Source organism: Pseudochrobactrum kiredjianiae (assembly GCF_030362795.1).
Taxonomy (GTDB): domain Bacteria; phylum Pseudomonadota; class Alphaproteobacteria; order Rhizobiales; family Rhizobiaceae; genus Pseudochrobactrum; species Pseudochrobactrum kiredjianiae.
In genome coordinates this window covers 498,088-516,113 of the sequence record NZ_JAUCBM010000001.1, presented here as the reverse complement: position 1 = coordinate 516,113, position 18,026 = coordinate 498,088, and the positions used below count along the sequence as shown (strand labels likewise).

The 18,026-nt window shown below is 51.4% G+C and carries 11 protein-coding genes; 4 read left to right on the top strand and 7 right to left on the bottom strand.

The features are described 5' to 3' along the window. Positions 1–403: 403 nt before the first annotated feature. The 4 genes from QUF18_RS02330 to QUF18_RS02315 all read left to right on the top strand — a co-directional run bounded on the left by QUF18_RS02330 (position 404) and on the right by QUF18_RS02315 (position 8,168). On the top strand, positions 404–2,503 hold the full coding sequence (locus QUF18_RS02330) for a sensor domain-containing protein (protein WP_289384884.1): 2,100 nt from the start codon (positions 404–406) through the stop codon (positions 2,501–2,503). 201 nt (positions 2,504–2,704) lie between these two features. Continuing rightward, a complete protein-coding gene (locus QUF18_RS02325; protein ID WP_289384882.1) occupies positions 2,705–2,932 on the top strand; it encodes a heavy-metal-associated domain-containing protein in 228 nt (75 codons plus the stop codon). Positions 2,933–3,049: 117 nt separating this feature from the next. Then, on the top strand, positions 3,050–5,560 hold the full coding sequence (locus QUF18_RS02320; protein WP_289386100.1) for a heavy metal translocating P-type ATPase: 2,511 nt from the start codon (positions 3,050–3,052) through the stop codon (positions 5,558–5,560). A 250-nt stretch (positions 5,561–5,810) separates the two neighbouring features. After that, on the top strand, positions 5,811–8,168 hold the full coding sequence (locus QUF18_RS02315; protein WP_289384881.1) for a glucose/quinate/shikimate family membrane-bound PQQ-dependent dehydrogenase: 2,358 nt from the start codon (positions 5,811–5,813) through the stop codon (positions 8,166–8,168). 82 nt (positions 8,169–8,250) lie between these two features. On the opposite strand, the gene QUF18_RS02310 is transcribed toward QUF18_RS02315, so the two are convergent. From QUF18_RS02310 to QUF18_RS02280, 7 genes are all read right to left on the bottom strand, one after another. Continuing rightward, positions 8,251–8,616, bottom strand: coding sequence for a DUF779 domain-containing protein (locus tag QUF18_RS02310; RefSeq protein WP_289384879.1), 366 nt, complete (start codon positions 8,614–8,616; stop codon positions 8,251–8,253). 20 nt (positions 8,617–8,636) lie between these two features. Then, positions 8,637–9,671, bottom strand: a complete 1,035-nt coding sequence (gene adhP / locus QUF18_RS02305; RefSeq protein WP_289384877.1) for an alcohol dehydrogenase AdhP — start codon at positions 9,669–9,671, stop codon at positions 8,637–8,639. A gap of 207 nt (positions 9,672–9,878) precedes the next feature. After that, the gene (gene adh / locus QUF18_RS02300) at positions 9,879–11,396 is read right to left on the bottom strand and encodes an aldehyde dehydrogenase (protein WP_289384875.1); all 1,518 of its coding nucleotides are present in this window, start codon (positions 11,394–11,396) and stop codon (positions 9,879–9,881) included. 233 nt (positions 11,397–11,629) lie between these two features. Next, on the bottom strand, positions 11,630–12,631 hold the full coding sequence (locus QUF18_RS02295) for a GAF domain-containing protein (RefSeq protein WP_289384873.1): 1,002 nt from the start codon (positions 12,629–12,631) through the stop codon (positions 11,630–11,632). A 289-nt stretch (positions 12,632–12,920) separates the two neighbouring features. Continuing rightward, a complete protein-coding gene (gene glpD / locus QUF18_RS02290) occupies positions 12,921–14,447 on the bottom strand; it encodes a glycerol-3-phosphate dehydrogenase (RefSeq protein WP_289384871.1) in 1,527 nt (508 codons plus the stop codon). A 238-nt stretch (positions 14,448–14,685) separates the two neighbouring features. Then, entirely contained in the window at positions 14,686–15,453 is a 768-nt protein-coding gene (locus tag QUF18_RS02285) for a DeoR/GlpR family DNA-binding transcription regulator (RefSeq protein WP_289384869.1), read from the bottom strand. A gap of 226 nt (positions 15,454–15,679) precedes the next feature. Further along, a complete protein-coding gene (locus QUF18_RS02280) occupies positions 15,680–18,022 on the bottom strand; it encodes an AGE family epimerase/isomerase (RefSeq protein WP_289384866.1) in 2,343 nt (780 codons plus the stop codon). Positions 18,023–18,026 lie beyond the last annotated feature (4 nt).

Below are 18,026 nucleotides of genomic sequence, written 5' to 3'. Positions count from 1 at the left end.
CGATGCATCTTAATTTATCCGGCGGCCACTGAAGGTTCATAAAAACGTCACACAAGGCATAGCTTTTAGGTAAAGCAGCATCATGAAGCAAGATGGCGGGGCGGCGCAGACACGCGAATTTCACAGCCGGATGTCTTTGCAGGCTTTTTAATGGTAATAACAGACAGAGTGGTAAATATTTCGCATAAAACGACAAAAAATTATCAAAAAAATCTCCAAGCATTTTCAATGAGATATCAATTTAAACGCCTGTACAACGCTCCAAAAACCTTAAAAATATTATCGCGCCGCTGTAATGTGGTTTTAAGATTTGTGATGAGTAGTATAGGCTCAGATTTGCGTAAATACGCCTGTCCGGCACAGTCCGGCGCGCTATTTACCGGTTAAAAGCCACGGAGCCTTTATGACAACTGTTCCTTTGTCTCATCAGACCGACTCCTGGCCCTTCATTCAGGCGCCGCTCTCGGAGAGCGATTTCCGGTTGTTATTTACCCAGCACCCGATACCGATGTGGCTTTATGATCCGGTTTCGTTGAAGTTTCTGCTGCTCAATAATGCTGTCTATGAATTTTATGGCTATTCGGAACAGCAAATGGCCGGGATGACCATGCTCGATATCCGGCCGGAATGCGAATATGAACGCATGCGTGAAGCGATCAACGCAGACATTGATTTTGGCAAACCGCAGCTCTGGAAACACCTGAAAGCCAATGGTGACATAGTCGAGGTTGGCACCTATGGCCGCCGCACTGTTTTTGGCGGCAAGCCTGCGGTTCTGGTGATTATTCAGGATCAGACAGAGATTACTCAGGCACGCCATGAGATCAATCAAACCCGCTCTCTGCTGGACAGTCTGATTAAGAACCTGCCGGTTGGTGTATTTATTAAAGATATGCAGGATGACGGCCGCTACATTCTGTTTAACGAGGCTGCAAAAACGATTACCGGCAAAGATGCTGTTGACGTAATCGGCAAAACGGATCATCAGATTTTCAGTGCAGATTATTCCAACTGCTTTGTCAGCGAAGATCGTCATGTCATGGAAAATGATACGACACTCACCGTTGAAAATAATATTCCTCTACCCGGCAATACCCGCCAAATCAGAGTGGTAAAACGCGCAATTCCGGCGCAAATCGGTGGTAATTCGCGTTATCTCATCGGCTTGATGGAGGATATTACCGAAAAACAGGCATTACAGGCACATCTGACACATGCCGCATTGCATGATGCCCTGACCAATCTGCCAAATCGGGTTTATTTCTCGCAACATACCAGCGAATTGTTTTCTGCCGGACAGCCACATCAGGGACACGCCCTGCTTTTTCTGGATGTCGATCATTTCAAACATATTAATGATAGTATCGGCCACGCCGCCGGTGACGAATTACTCTGTCAGGTTGCCCGTCGTCTGCGTGCCTATTTAAGACCGGAAGATTTTATTGCCCGTCTTGGCGGCGATGAATTTGCGATCATTCATCCTTTTGACATCAGTAGTCCTGACTACCGGCAAGAAATCAGCCTGTTTGTCGAAGAAATTACAGAGCTGTTTCAGCAGCCATACAATTTGGAAGACAATTCGGAATATGTCGGCTGTACCATCGGCGTTGTTCTCGCCCCTCAGGATGGGCAGGATATTGATACCCTGCTGCGCAATGCAGATCTGGCGCTTTATGCCGCCAAAGCCGATCTACGCGGCACTTACCGGTTTTACGAGAAATCCATGCGCGAAGCCGTTGAAAAACGCCACCGCACGGCAATGGAATTACACAAAGCGCTACAAAATGATGAGTTTGTTCTGTTCTATCAGCCGATTTTCTCCCTGACGACAGATCAGATTACCGGTTGCGAAGCCTTGCTGCGCTGGCAACATCCAACGCGCGGGTTGATTGCGCCGGATGATTTTATTCCTATTGCTGAAGATACCGGCATTATCGCCGCGATTGGCGCATGGGCTTTGCAACAGGCCTGTCAGGATGCCACAAGATGGCCTGAAAACATCAGAGTTTCGGTTAATTTGTCACCGGTACAGTTCAACAGTCGTAATATGCTGGACATTGTTAAATCCGCGCTTGCCACCAGCGGATTGCAGGCGAACCGTCTGGAACTGGAAATAACCGAGACCGTTCTGCTCTCCAATACTGCCTATAATACCGAATTGCTGTTTGAATTGCGTAAACTCGGGGTGCGTATCGCCATGGATGATTTCGGCACCGGTTATTCATCTCTCAATTACTTACGCACCTTCCCCTTCGATAAGATCAAAATTGACCGCAGTTTTGTCTCCGATATTGATAGCGACAAACGCAATCTGGCAATTTTGCAAGCTGTGGTTTCACTGGGTAGCGCCTTTAATATCACAACCACGGCAGAAGGTGTGGAGACTCAGGAACAACTGACCCGTCTGAAGCGTGAACATTTTGGCGAAGTGCAGGGATTTTTCACCGGAAAACCGATGCCGCAGCCGGAAGTATGCGATTTTATTGCCAGCCGGCATCACTAAAAATCACAAATAACATAGCATTATCAATTAGATAAATTATTACTCAATTATTCAGATTTTCTTCCTTGACCTTCCCATAATGGGAAGCCCTATCTTTCTTTCAACATCAATCAACGCGCAAAATCTGCGCCTGAAACTGACAAGAAAGGCAGGGCTGCCAGCGGAACAAAACTTTCGCGCGATCAAGCTCTGAAAATCACCATGACATATTCTGCTTCCTCAACTGTCCTTCTCTCCGTTGACGGCATGGGTTGCGGCGCATGCGTCGCCAAAATCGAGAAAACCGCTAAAGCCATCGACGGCGTCAGCACTGTCAGCGTTGATCTGGCGAATAAACAGGCCAGTATCGGGTTTTCCGCTCCGGCAGATGCTGCGGCAATTGCCAAAGCCATTGATGCCGCCGGTTATGAAACCACAATCCTCGGCTAGAGCATAATTCCTTAAACTTGGATCAGTTTAAGGTAAAATTATGCTCGAATTTTAAAGTGTTAGAGCGCCGTGTGCCAGGCATGGCACACGGCGCTCTAAAGAGCAGGATCTTCAATGATGACCAAACATAGCAATCCCACGCAGATACGCTCCGGCCTGCCCGTTGTTACGCTCGAAATTGACGGCATGACCTGTGCATCCTGTGTCGGACGCGTGGAAAAAGCATTGCTTGCTTTGCCCGGTGTCAACAGCGCCTCTGTCAATCTGGCAACCCAGCAGGCAACCGTGCGCTTTGATGACAAGCCTGATGCAAATCTTGCCGCAGAAGCCATTAAAAAAGCCGGTTATACCGCCCATATTCCGCAGCCGGCATCGCAGGTGGTGCTGGATGTGGATGGCATGACCTGCGCGTCCTGTGTCGGGCGCGTGGAAAAAGCCTTGCAGGCCTCAGCCGGTGTTGCGACAGCCTCCGTCAATCTGATAACCAAACGCGCCAGCATCACACTCAGTGATCCGTCTGTTACGCCGCAAATGCTGACTGATATTGTAACCAAGAGCGGTTATCCGGCGCAACCTGCCGCAATAGCTGCTCCTGCCAGCGGAGCAGAGCGTCGCGCAGAGAAGAATGACGCCGAGATTAAAATTCTCAAACGGGATGTCCTGATTGCCGGTGCGCTGGCACTGCCGGTTTTTCTCACTGAGATGGGCTCGCATCTGATCCCTTCGCTGCACCATGTCATTGATAGCACCATCGGCATGCAGAACAGCTGGTATCTCCAGTTTATCCTGACCACGCTTGTGCTATTCGGCCCTGGCTTGCGCTTTTTCCGTATCGGCATCCCCGCTTTGCTGCGCGGCGGACCGGATATGAACTCGCTTGTGGCCGTTGGTACATTGGCAGCATGGGGCTTCTCGGTTGTTGCAACTTTCATGCCTGCCGTCCTGCCTGCACAAACCGTCAATGTCTATTATGAAGCCGCAGCAGTTATCGTCACGCTGATCCTGATCGGCCGCTGGATGGAAGCCCGTGCCAAAGGCCGGACATCCCATGCCATTGCCCATCTGCTCGGACTACAGGCCAAAACTGCCCGTGTGGTGCGTGATGGTGTGGCACAAGATATTCCGCTGGAAGATGTGCGTGCAGGCGATCTTGTTCAGGTGCGTCCGGGTGAGAAAGTACCGGTCGACGGCGAGATCACTGAAGGTACGTCCTATATTGATGAATCCATGATTACCGGCGAGCCGGTGCCAGCGACTAAAAATGTCGGCGATACAGTTGTCGGTGGTACGGTCAATAAGACTGGTGCTTTCACCTATCGCGCCACCAAAGTCGGCTCGGATATGGTGATCTCACAGATTATCCGCATGGTTGAAGATGCGCAGGCCGACAAACTGCCGATCCAGAACCTGATCGACAAAGTGACAACATGGTTTGTGCCTGCGGTGATGCTGGCTGCCTTTGTCACGTTCCTGATCTGGTTTATTTTCGGCCCAGAACCGGCCTTCACCTTTGCGCTGGCCAATGCCATCGCCGTGCTGATTATCGCCTGTCCTTGTGCCATGGGTCTGGCTACGCCAACTTCGATCATGGTTGGTACCGGTCGCGGTGCGGAAATGGGCGTCTTGTTCCGTCGTGGTGATGCTCTGCAAAGTCTGCGTGATGCCGATATTATCGCTTTCGACAAAACCGGCACACTGACGATCGGCAAACCTGTTCTCTCGCAGTTCTTCAGCTTTGCCGGCAATCAGGATGATGAAATGCTGGCTTTGGCAGCAGCATTGGAGTCCCGCTCGGAACATCCAATTGCCACAGCGATTGTTCAGGCAGCAGAAGATAAAGATCTGCAACAGCCGGAAGTGAAGGAATTTGAAGCCGTACCGGGCTTTGGTGTCAGCGGTATGGTTGATGGTCAGGCCGTGCATGTCGGTGCAGAGCGCTTCATGAAAAAGCTCGGCATTGATGTTGCCACCGGTGCAGAAGCCGCAGCACTAATGACGGCCAAAGCGCAATCCGTGCTCTATATGGCGCGGGGCAGTGTGCTGGTCGCAGCCTTCTCCGTGGCTGATGAACTAAAACCGACAACCAAAGCCACCATTGATGCCCTGCATAAGCTTGGCCTGAAAGTGGCGATGATTACCGGTGACAGTAAAGTCGTGGCCAATGCTATCGCCAAAGAACTCAACATTGATGAAGTGTCTGCGGAAGTTCTGCCGGATGGAAAAGTGGAAGCACTGAAGCGTCTTGCAGGTTCCGACCGCAAGATCATCTTTGTCGGGGACGGTATCAATGATGCTCCGGCACTGGCTGCGGCTGATGTGGGTGTGGCTGTCGGCACCGGCACGGATATCGCCATTGAAAGCGCCGATGTGGTGCTGATGAGCGGTGATCTGACTGCTGTTGTGGATGCCATTGCTTTGTCTAAAGCGACAATCCGCAATATCCGTCAGAACCTGTTCTGGGCGTTTTCCTACAATACCGCACTCATTCCGGTTGCGGCAGGTCTGCTCTATCCGTTTTACGGCATCCTGCTCTCGCCGGTACTGGCTGCGGCAGCCATGGCACTGTCGAGCATTTTCGTGCTGACCAATGCATTGCGCCTGCGCAGCTTCACCAGCACACGTTTATAAAAGCTCCATCCTCCCAAGGCTGATGCTTTTAACTAAAGACGCCGCCCTCAACGGGGCGGCGTCTTTGTTCAACTCTTTATAATATTGATTTAATTATTATTTTACGGAAATAACGGCTCTTCTTCCTGTCAGAATTAACTGTATCTGTGCCGATTCATTTATTCTATCTTCAAATAAATGTGACGCACCACTTCCCTATGTGCTTTGCTGATCTATATTTTTCCCCATCAAATAAAGAAGGGGTAGCATTGTGTTTATTTCTTTAACAGCCATCCTCTTTGCGTTCATTGGCATCGCACTTGGCTATGGTGGCATCAAACTCGCCCTGCTGGGCGGCAGCCTCTATTACATTATTACCGCGGTCGGTTTTTTACTGACCGCCTTCCTGCTTTTTACCCGTCGCGCTGCGGCACTATGGGTTTATGCCCTGATTATTCTCGGTACATTAGGCTGGGCGATCTATGAGGTCGGCTTTGACTGGTGGCCGCTCGGTTCGCGCGGTGGCATTGTTGTGCTGCTCGGTCTGTGGTTACTACTACCACCAATCCGCAAAGCGCTGAGCCCTGCCAGCAGAGAAATTGCACCGACTGTTGAACAAGCACGCGCAGGCAATGCCAGTCCATTGCCCTTGCTGGCCGCAATTGCTGCAGCACTGATTGTTGCCGGTGTTGCAATCTCAAAAGACCCGCATAATCTTGACGGTTCTCTGCCAACGGAAGAAGTGGCGGCTGCACCCGATACCGGCAATGCAATGCCGGACGGTGAATGGCATCAATATGGCCGCACGCAATATGGCCAGCGCTATTCTCCGCTCACGCAAATCACACCGGAGAACGTGGCCAAGCTGGAGCTGGCATGGCAATACCGCACCGGCGATGTGCGCCAGCCGCAGGATGTGACGGAAACAACCTATCAGGTCACACCGCTCAAGATTGAGGACACGCTCTATCTCTGCACGCCGCATAATATTGCCATTGCTTTGGATGCGGATACCGGCAAGGAAAAATGGCGTTATAATCCGGAGGTCAGCGCCAATACACAGCGTCAGCACCAGACCTGCCGTGGTGTAACCTACTGGAAAGACCAGACCGTTGCCGCTGATCAGGCCTGCTATGAGCGGGTCTATCTGCCGACATCTGATGCGCATCTGATCGCACTGGATGCTAAGACCGGTCAGGTCTGCGAGAGCTTTGCCGAAAAAGGCGTGCTCGATCTGACCCGTGGCATGAAATATAATCCGTCCGGTTATTATTATTCCACGTCTCCGCCAACCGCGATTGACGGCAAGATTATTGTCGGCGGTGCAGTGAATGATAATTTCTCGACTGAAGAACAGTCCGGCGTTATCCGCGCGTTTGATATTCTGACCGGTCAGTTGTTGTGGAACTGGGATTCCGGCAATCCCGATGTCACTACACCGATTGCCGAGGGCGAACATTACACAACCAACTCACCAAACAGCTGGTCAGTTTTCAGCGCCGATGAAAAGCTTGGTCTGATTTATATACCGCTCGGCAATCAGGTGCCGGATCAGCTCGGTATGGGGCGCAGTGAGGCGGTGGAGAAATATTCCTCATCCATCACCGCCCTCGATGTGAATACCGGTCAAGTGCGCTGGGTACGCCAGACTGTACATCATGACCTGTGGGATATGGACGTGCCTGCGCAACCGGTGCTGCTCGATATCACCAAAGACGGACAGGCCGTGCCTGCACTGGTTGGGCCAACCAAACAGGGCGACATTTATGTGCTTGACCGGCGCACCGGTGAGCCAATCATTCCGGTGAAGGAAGTTGCTGCACCAAAAGGTGCCATACCGGAAGATTTTTCGGCACCAACACAGCCGCTTTCCGGCCTAACATTTAACCCGTCACCACTGACGGAAGCCAATATGTGGGGCGCGACGATGTTCGATCAGCTCGCTTGCCGCATCCAGTTCCGCTCCTTGCGCTATGAAGGCCGTTACACACCACCATCCCTGCAAGGCACGATTGTCTATCCCGGCAATTTCGGGGTATTCAATTGGGGCAGTGTGGCCGTTGATCCTAAACGTCAGGTGATGTTCGGTATGCCGACCTATCTGGCCTTCACCTCGCGCCTTGTGCCAGCGGATCAGATTCCGCCGAAAGGTCAGGATGAAAAAGCTAGCGAACAAGGGTTGAACCGCAATGACGGCGCACCTTACGGCGTGTTTATGGGGCCATTCCTGTCGCCGCTCGGCATTCCGTGCCAGTCGCCGCCATGGGGTTATGTCGCGGGTGTTGATCTGCGCACAGGCAAAATCGCCTATAAGCATAAAAACGGTACGGTTGAGGATATGGCACCGGTGCCAATTCCGCTGAAACTTGGTGTGCCAGGTATTGGTGGCCCGATGATCACCGCAGGCGGCGTTGCCTTCCTCGGTGCGGCAGTTGATGACTATCTGCGTGCCTATGATCTCACCACTGGCAAGCAGCTCTGGCAGACCCGCCTGCCCGCTGGCGGCCAGTCCACTCCGATGAGCTATACCGGCAAAGACGGCAAACAATATGTGCTGATCGTAGCCGGGGGGCACGGTTCAGTCGGCACCAAAGCCGGTGATTATGTGATGTCTTATAAACTACCATAGGCAAAACAGACACAGAAAAAAGGGCGGAGATTTCCGCCCTTTTTTACGTCACGCGGTTTTTCACCGTGCCTTGGGAAAGGTTTTAAATTTTACATATGGTCGAGCGGGTCAGAAAACGCACTTCACGGCCATTATCCAGCGAGAACATACCGCCCCGCCCCGGCACAACATCAATAATCAGATCGGTATGTTTCCATGCTTCATATTGCGAGCGGCTGATATAAAACGGCGCACCGCCAATCTCACCCAGTTGCACATCCTGATCACCGATCAGAAAGTCCCCCTGCGCATAACACATCGGCGATGAACCATCACAGCAACCTCCGGACTGATGAAACATCACCGGCCCGTATTCACCCTGTAATTCGGCAATCAGTTTGAGGGCGTCAGGTGTCGCAGTCACCTTGTTCAAAGATGCAGTATCCGCATTACGATCTGCTTCAGTCATGACACCCTCCTCTTTGTGGGTTACTTCGTCATATCCATCACGATACGGCCTTCGATTTCACCTTTACGCATCTTGTCGAAAATCGTGTTGATATTTTCCAACCGGTCGGTGCTGATCGTCGCCTTCACTTTACCATCAGCGGCGAAATCAATCGACTCCTGCAAATCCAATCTTGTACCGACAATAGAACCGCGCAAGGTCACGCCGTTCAGCACCATATTGAAGATCGACACCGGAAATTCACCGGCAGGCAGACCGTTGAAAGCGATAGTGCCGCCGCGCGACATCATCCCGATTGCCTGCTGGAAAGCTTTTGGTGAAACCGCTGTCACTAATGCGCCTTGCGCGCCGCCATCGGTCAGTTTCTTCACTTCCGCAGCCGGATCATTACTGGTTTTGGCATTAACCGTTGCAACAGCCCCAAGCCGCCGTGCGAGATCGAGTTTGGCATCATCAATATCGACAGCCACAACATTCAGGCCCATGGCTTTGGCATATTGCACCGCCATATGGCCAAGCCCGCCGATACCGGAAATCACCATCCAGTCACCGGGTTTGGTGTCGGTAACTTTCAGCCCTTTATAGACAGTCACACCAGCGCAGAGTACCGGCGCGATTTCGTTAAATTCGATATTCTTCGGTAAATGACCAACGAAATTCGGATCGGCCACCACATAATCGGCAAAACCGCCATTCACCGAATAGCCGGTATTTTCCTGAGATTCACACAAGGTTTCCCATCCGCCAAGGCAATGACGACAATAGCCGCAAGCCGTGTAAAGCCATGGAATACCAACGCGGTCACCTTCCTTGACATTTTTAACACCCGCTCCGACAGCGGAAACAAAGCCCACACCTTCATGCCCCGGAATAAACGGCGGGTTCGGCTTGACCGGCCAGTCGCCTTCTGCGGCATGTAAATCCGTATGGCAAACACCGGAAGCCTGAATAGCGACCTGAATTTGCCCCGGACCAGGCACCGGTACCGGCACTTCATCAATTGTTAGTGGTTTTCCAAATTCCCGCACGACGGCGGCTTTCATCGTCTTTGCCATAACATTCTCCTATTGCAGAAAGAGCGCACTCTTTCTGCTCCATTTATGAAGTTAGCATTGCGAAAGGAGGGTGATCCGAATGCCTCGGATCACCCTTTAGAGCGGTTTCAGTTAATGTTGAATCGTTGAAACCGCTCTAGCTTTTGTTTTTACGCGCATTCTATCCGAAAACCGCTTCACACTTTTCGGAATGCGCTCTATGTCTTATCAGAAGAAGCCCAGTTTTTTAGGGCTGTAGCTCACCAGCATATTTTTGGTCTGCTGATAATGATCGAGCATTTTCAGGTGGTTTTCACGCCCTATTCCGGATTGTTTGTAACCACCGAAAGCCGCATGTGCCGGATAAGCATGGTAGCAGTTTGTCCAGACACGGCCTGCCTGAATACCACGGCCAAAGCGGTAAGCGCGGTTGCCATTCCGTGTCCAGACACCAGAACCAAGGCCGTAAAGCGTATCATTCGCAATCGACAGTGCTTCTTCATCATTCTTGAAAGTCGTGACAGAAACCACAGGCCCGAAGATTTCTTCCTGAAAAATACGCATCTTATTATGGCCTTTGAAGACCGTCGGCTTCACATAGAAACCACCGGCCAGATCACCGCCAAGATGGCTACGCTCACCACCGGTCAGTACTTCCGCACCTTCCTGACGGCCGATATCCATATAGCTAAGGATTTTTTCCAGCTGCTCTTGTGAAGCCTGCGCACCGATCATGGTTGCCGGATTGAGCGGGTCACCCTGCACAATGGCTTCCACCCGTTTCAAGGCTTTTTCCATGAATTTATCGTAGATTTTCTCATGGATCAGCGCACGGCTCGGGCAGGTACAGACTTCGCCCTGATTGAGCGCAAACATCACAAAACCCTCAATGGCTTTGTCGAGATAATCATCATCTTCCGCTGTCACATCTTCAAAGAAGATATTCGGCGATTTACCCCCCAGTTCCAGCGTCACCGGAATGAGGTTCTGACTGGCATATTGCATAATCAGACGGCCGGTGGTGGTTTCACCGGTGAAGGCGATTTTGGCAATACGCGGGCTGGAAGCCAGCGGTTTACCGGCTTCGAGGCCGAAACCGTTGACAATATTCAGCACACCGGCAGGCAACAGATCACCGATCAGTTCTGCCAGTACCAGAATAGAGGCCGGCGTCTGTTCAGCCGGCTTCAGCACCACGCAGTTACCGGCAGCAAGTGCCGGTGCCAGTTTCCACACGGCCATCAGGATCGGGAAGTTCCACGGAATAATCTGCCCGACCACGCCCAGCGGCTCATGGAAATGATAGGCAACCGTATCGTGATCAATCTCGGAAATGCCGCCTTCCTGCGCACGGATAGCACCGGCAAAATAACGGAAATGGTCAATTGCCAGTGGCATATCGGCATTTGTGGTTTCGCGGATCGGCTTGCCGTTATCCCAGGTTTCGGCTTCAGCCAGCAGTGCCAGATTATCCTGCATCCGGTCAGCGATTTTATTGAGGATCAGCGCACGTTCCGCAGGACTGGTGCGTCCCCAGGCTTCTTTCGCAGCATGGGCTGCATCAAGTGCGAGTTCCACATCCGCAGCATCGGAACGGGCAACCTCGCAGAGAACCTGCCCGTTGACCGGTGAAATATTCTCAAAATAACGTCCGGATTTTGGCTCAACCCATTTGCCGCCGATAAAATTACCATAGCGTTTGGCAAATTTCGGGTGAACAGTCCGGCTTACTTCAACCTTGTTCATTGTCTCTCTCCCTGTTTCACGTTCAACTGTGACACTACATCTCTCCTCAGATGCGAATGCCTGAACTCAAAGATAATGTTGCGGGAAATATCCCGCTTGTCATGAGGACAGTGGTGCCCGCACAACAAACTCTTGCCGGTAATGTCGCAAGAATGAGACAGTTTAAGAGACAGTTTTAAATACTGCGCATGGTGACCGAAACCACATCACTTTTTACGCGTGTACGCGCAGGATCAGTCGTTGCGTCTGATCTGCAAACGGTTGAGCTTGCGGTGCAAAGTTGCACGGCTCATGCCCAAAATTTTAGCCGCGAGGGAAATTTTGCCCTCTGCGCGGGCAAGGGCGCGGATAATCACACCGCGTTCGGCCTCGGCCATATCGGTTGTTTTCTCCGTTAAAACACCGAAAAAATCGGCTGCGGGTACCGGATCTTTCAACCCGTCTTCACTTAGCCCCAGTGCCAGTCGTGCGGAACGGCTGGCACCGATCACCATATCATCACGGTCAATTGCCAGTAATGCGCCGCTATTATGCTCGGCAACAGGCGCCAGCACGATACGGGCTTGCTGAAAATGATAACGGAAATAATCTGTCTCAATCTTGCGTGCTGCCTCATTCACAGCGGCAAATATTAAACCTGCATAAGCTTCAGTCAGATCAGAGCGGCAGGATGATACATCGAGTACCGCAACAAGCCGCCCTGTATGATCATGAATTGGGGCAACCGAGCAGGAAAGCCCTGAATTTCTGGCATGAAAGTGCTGATCACGGTGAATTGTCACCGCACGCTGCTCAACAATGCAGGTGCCTATGCCATTGGTGCCTTCACAGGCTTCACTCCAGACAGCCCCCGTCCACAAACCCCATTGATGGAACACATCATCATCGGCAACAGCACCACGCCGCTCGACCGGAACACCCTGACTGTCAGCCAACAGAACACAACAACCAATACCGCCAACGGATAAAAACAAGCGATCCAGTACAGGTTGTGCCAGATGGGTCAGCGGTTCAACATGCTCCTGCACCTCCCGCAATCTTTGTGCGGTGATGGTTTGCGGCCTGCCGGAATCCTGCGGCCTCAGGCCATGCAAACGGGCAGAGCGCTGCCATGAGGCGACAAGCGCAGACCGTGCTGCACCGCTACCACGAATAGCAGAGTCTACACGCTCCGCATGAGCGCTAAAAACTGACTGACCTGCCGCGGCGGATATTCCGCCTGACTGAATGCTCATCGGCTGCTCCTCAGGAGCAGTTTCAGGAAAAGTGTTTACGGTTTTCCGTTCGAAACTGCGTAATACAAAGAGAAAGAGCGGTTTTCTGCGTCCCAATATCCGTCAAATTGAAAACTGCTCTTATGCTTCACTCAGAGTCTGCACAGAGAATGTTAGTCCAGATTTATGCTGCTGTGAAGAGCATCAGGATGAGACTGAAAGGAGGAGAAACTATGGCTTGAAAAGCAAACACCGCAGTAGGAAATTTCTACTGCGGTGTAAAAATTATAAGCGAGCAATATGAAATGCGTTACGCTGCTTTTTCATCATAACCGGTTTCGGTTTTCATAAACTGATCCAGCGCAGCAATCTCACTTGCAGTCATCACCAAGCCGCGCTTGCTACGGCGCCAGACAATATCTTCTGCCGTCAGCGCCCACTCCTGCACCATCATATAGCGCACTTCCACCTCATAAAGATCAGCGCCGAAATGCTGGCCAAGGTCTTTATAATCAGTGGCATTGCCCAAAATCCACTGCGCGCGCGTGCCATACATACGGAACAGACGTGCCGCATGGGATGGCGTCAAAAACGGATAATGTGCGGCAAATTTCGCACTCATCCGGCTAAAATCCTGCACCGGAAAATCACCGCCCGGCAGCGGTGCTTTATGTGTCCAAGGTGCGCCTTTTTTGCCGAGAAAATGCTCGATTTTCTGCATCATATGCTCAGACAAACGGCGATAGGTTGTGATTTTACCGCCGAAAATATTAATCAGCGGCGCTTTGCCGTCACCGGCATCATCTTTCAGCACATAATCGCGTGTGGCTTCCTGCGCTTTATTCGCACCATCATCATAGAGCGGACGGACACCGGAATAAGCCCAGACAATATCCTCACGCTGAACCGGCTCACGGAAATATTCGCTGGCGGCAGAGCACAAATAATCGCTCTCGCTCTCGGTGATTTCCACTTTCGCCGGATCGCCGTGATAGTCCTGATCCGTGGTGCCGATCAGCGTGAAATCATTTTCGTAAGGAATAGCGAAAATGATGCGTCCGTCATTATTCTGGAAAAAATAAGATCGATCACCATCAAATTTCTTGCGCACGATAATATGGCTGCCCTGCACAAGACGCACATTATGCACCTCAGCCAGACCTTCCATACCGGCCAGAACACGATCCACCCATGGCCCCGCCGCATTGACCAGCAAGCGCGAGGTCACTTCATTGACCTTGCCGGTACGCAAATCCTGCAATGTAATGTGCCAAACATCACCGACGCGTCGTGCTGCAGTTACTTTGGTGCGGGTGCGGATTTCTGCGCCACGTTCTTTGGCATCCATCGCATTGAGTGCCACAAAACGTGCATCATCAACCCATGCGTCAGAATATTCAAAAGCCTTGGTAAACAGGTCTTTGAGAGGTACCGCAGCCTTATCGGTTTTCATATTCAGCGTGCGTGTTGCAGGCAAAAGTTTACGCCCACCGATATGGTCATAAAGAAACAAACCCAGCCGCAGCAACCATGCCGGACGCACACCGCCGCGGTGATAAGGCAGGATGAAACGCATCGGCTTGACCAGATGCGGGGCATTGGCCCAAATGATCTCACGCTCCATCAGCGCTTCACGCACCAGACGAAACTCATAATGCTCGAGATAACGCAGCCCGCCGTGAATAAGCTTAGTGGCGCGGGAAGATGTGCCACTGGCCAGATCTTTCATTTCGGCAAGTCCGGTGCGGAAACCACGCCCCACCGCGTCGCGGGCAATGCCGCAACCGTTAATACCACCGCCAATAATGAAAATATCATAGTCCGTATTTGCAACCACGTCGCAAGCTCCGCCGAAAATCATGCCAATTCAATACTTAAACACTTCAAGCACGGTAAATTGACACGGCTGTGACACATAAAAACGGCGCGCCGGAATCGTTTTCAATCCGGCAATCTTCGCCATATGAAAGCAATATAGTAAAAAACGAAACTAAATCGAGCGAAAAAACGAAACTCAACACAAATAAGAACGCGTAAAAAACGCGCATATGCATAAGACAAAAACCAGCAAAGCCTTAACGCTTCACAGCCTCGATCAGTTGCACATCATGGTCAGCACAAATCTGGCGCAGCGACGGCTCAATACATTGATCGGTGATGAAGGTATTAATCTGCGATAAATGCCCCATCCGCACCGGCGCAGTGCGCTCCATTTTGGTCGAATCTGCCACCAGAATAACATGGCGGGCATTGGCTATAATTGCCTGCGCAACCTTCACTTCACGATAATCAAAATCGAGTAATGCGCCGTCTGCATCAATGGCCGAAACCCCGATAATTGCATAATCCACTTTGAACTGACGGATAAAATCGACAGCAGCCTCACCGACAATACCCCCATCACTGGCGCGTACCACGCCACCGGCAATAATAACCTCAAGCCCTGAATAGACCCGTAAACGACTGGCAACATTGATATTATTGGTGATGACCATCAATTGGTTATGCGCCAGCAAGTGCTGGCTGACAGCCTCAGTCGTGGTGCCGATATTGATGAAAAGCGAAGCGCCTTCAGGGATCAGTTCTGCTGCTGCCTGTCCGATTGCCTGTTTTTCTGAAGCTGCAATCTGCCTGCGCGCCTCATATTCCAGATTTTCCACACCGGAAGGGAACAAAGCGCCGCCATGCGTGCGTGTCAGCAATTGTGCGCGACACAAATCATTGAGATCTTTACGAATTGTCTGAGGACTGACCTGAAACTGCTCTGCCAGATCATCAACCAGCACCTGCCCTTTCAGCTTGGCCTGTTCCAAAATCGCACGATGACGCTTCGAGTGCTGCATGAAGATCTGCCTGAATTACCCATGAACCGGACAACGCGCTGCGTCCGGATGTATCTTCCGCGCCCGCACTGATTGCTTTTTAAACCGTCTCAGGAAAACCGATTTTCGTTATTCCTGAAGCCGTTTTGTATATCAGGATAACTAATCACCGGCTGAACACAAGCAGATGAACCTCATATTCAAATAAGTTTGTTTCGTATCAGCACAATTCCACAGGCAATTTATCTCAGACAGGCATTGTCACCCGCTCCACCATGTTTTGTTTATTCACCGACTTCTTCGCGTCCACCTTTCCAAGTGGCTGCAAATACAAGGTGAGAGCACTGACCAGATGATAAAGAATAGAAGCAGGCACATGGTCTGAGCAATTGGTACCGCTGGCATCAAGACGATCATACCACAGTCCTTCTTGCGCAGGCTGAAGATGCCAGCGAAATAAAGTGGCAATTCTCGCTTCAATTTCCGGCTTTAAATCCTGATCATTATAGCCATCAAGCATGATAGCCGCTTTGAGTGCCTCACATTGCTGCCAGCTGCGGCTACCGCGATCAATCGGCCTGCCCTCGCGTGAAACACTATTATAAGCCAGACCTGTCGACCGGTTGATACCCGTTGAAAGGGTGCAACTATAAAGCCGGTGTGCCATCCGGCGGGCTTCACGACAACCGGTGCGGTTGGCGTAATCACTCAATAAGGCGGCCCATTCGAAATAATGACCAGGCTCGGTATGGTCGCCCCGTGCATCTGCAACCTGCCGCCAGCCGTTCTGAAAAAACTCTGTTAAGCACCAATAATCACGGTCAAAAAAATGATCTTTACAAAGCTCAACAACCTCATCTGCCCGTCTCAGATAGGCATCATCTCCGGTCACCTCATGCCATGCAAGGCAGGCTTCCAGATAATGCATATGCGCATTGCTAGTCAGTAATGCCCTCGGGTTATCGCGGTCAGCGCGGCTCTCATAAAAGCCGCCTGCAATATGCGCGAGCTTATTATCCAGAAATGCGAATGTTTCCTGTCCAAGCTGTAAAGCCTGATTATGCCCCGCCTGATGCGCATAGCTGAGCGCCAATAACATGCATGTCTGATCGTAGAAATTCTCCCGCGCTTGTGCAACCTCTCCACTTGCAGTGAAAGACTGTACCCAGCCGCCACTCCGGCTGCGCCCCCTCTCCTGCATGAAGAGAAGGCCGTGCGAAACCAAATCAGACGATGCACCCGCCCATCCGGCAAGCTGACCTTTAGCGAAAACATAGATTTGCCGCGCCATAGTTCTTGATCGGCGTGGCCCTGCAACCGGCAGCCCTTGCAATGAGAGGCTCTCATAAAAACCGCCATGCCGGTGATCCGCACCTTTAAGCGCCCAATAAGGCAGTGCCTTTTCAAACAACCAGTCTTTGACATGCTGGCGGTGTATGTCCGGCGCATAGACCGGTTGCTCATAATATAATTCTGCACGCTTTTGCTGTGTCAGCTCTTTGACAATCGCCTGCACCTGATGGCTTTGTGCCAGCGGCGAAATAAAAGTGGCGTCTTTCAAAGCAATGACAGCCATATCCTTTAAACCGGAAATAGTAAGCAGCCCCGCCTCGCTGCGGATATAGCTATTGCTGCAATCATGCGCGATGACATCGCCAATCAGAACATTACCGCAATCATCCTGATTATCGTGCTGCTGTTCAAGCTTGCACAGAGATTGCCATGAGCCCAGATCACTCCAACTGAATGATGCCGGTATCAACATCCGCCTGTCGGCTTTTTCCATGATCGCATGGTCAAATGAAATCGCAGGAACAGACTGATAAAACTCATCTCGCAGATATATTGCCTCTGCCGAGCAATCAGCATGCTGTAAAGCTCCCTCCGTATGCTGCCAGATATCCGGCGCAAATTGCAGAAAAGCCTCCCGCATTGTACTGGCACGAAACAGGAAAATACCGGAATTCCAGAAGAACCTCCCCTGCCGGATAAACGCTATGGCCGTTTCATGATCCGGCTTTTCGACGAAACGGGTAATTGCATAGCCGTTATCCTCCGGCTCTCCCGCCTCGATATAACCATAGCCGGTTTCCGGACGCTCGGGCAAAAGTCCGAATGTAACGATTGCCCCGCGACTGGCAGCGGATATACCCTGCGCCACGCTCTGCCAGAATTGTTCTGTGCTCGAAATATCGTGATCGGCCGGACACAATAATATCAATGCGTCATCGCAGCCCGACAACGCAGACAGGGTTGCCAACGCCGCAACGGCAGCCGTATTACGTGCCACCGGCTCCAAAATCATCTTAATGTCAGAGCCGGCAGAGATCGTTTTTTCAATCTGCATCTGATGGTTCTTCGCACCGATCACGGTAATTCTGCCGTTCAAATCAGGCGCAGATTGCAGGCGTTTTAACGTCGCCGATAACAGGCTCTCTTTGCCGGACAACCGGTGGAATTGTTTTGGCTTATCAATGCGTGACAGCGGCCATAAACGTGAACCGCTGCCACCACACATGACAAAACTCAAAAAAGGCAAACCTCTGCCGCGCGATGCGTTAAGTTTCCGGTTTTCCAGATCAAATGCCATAGCC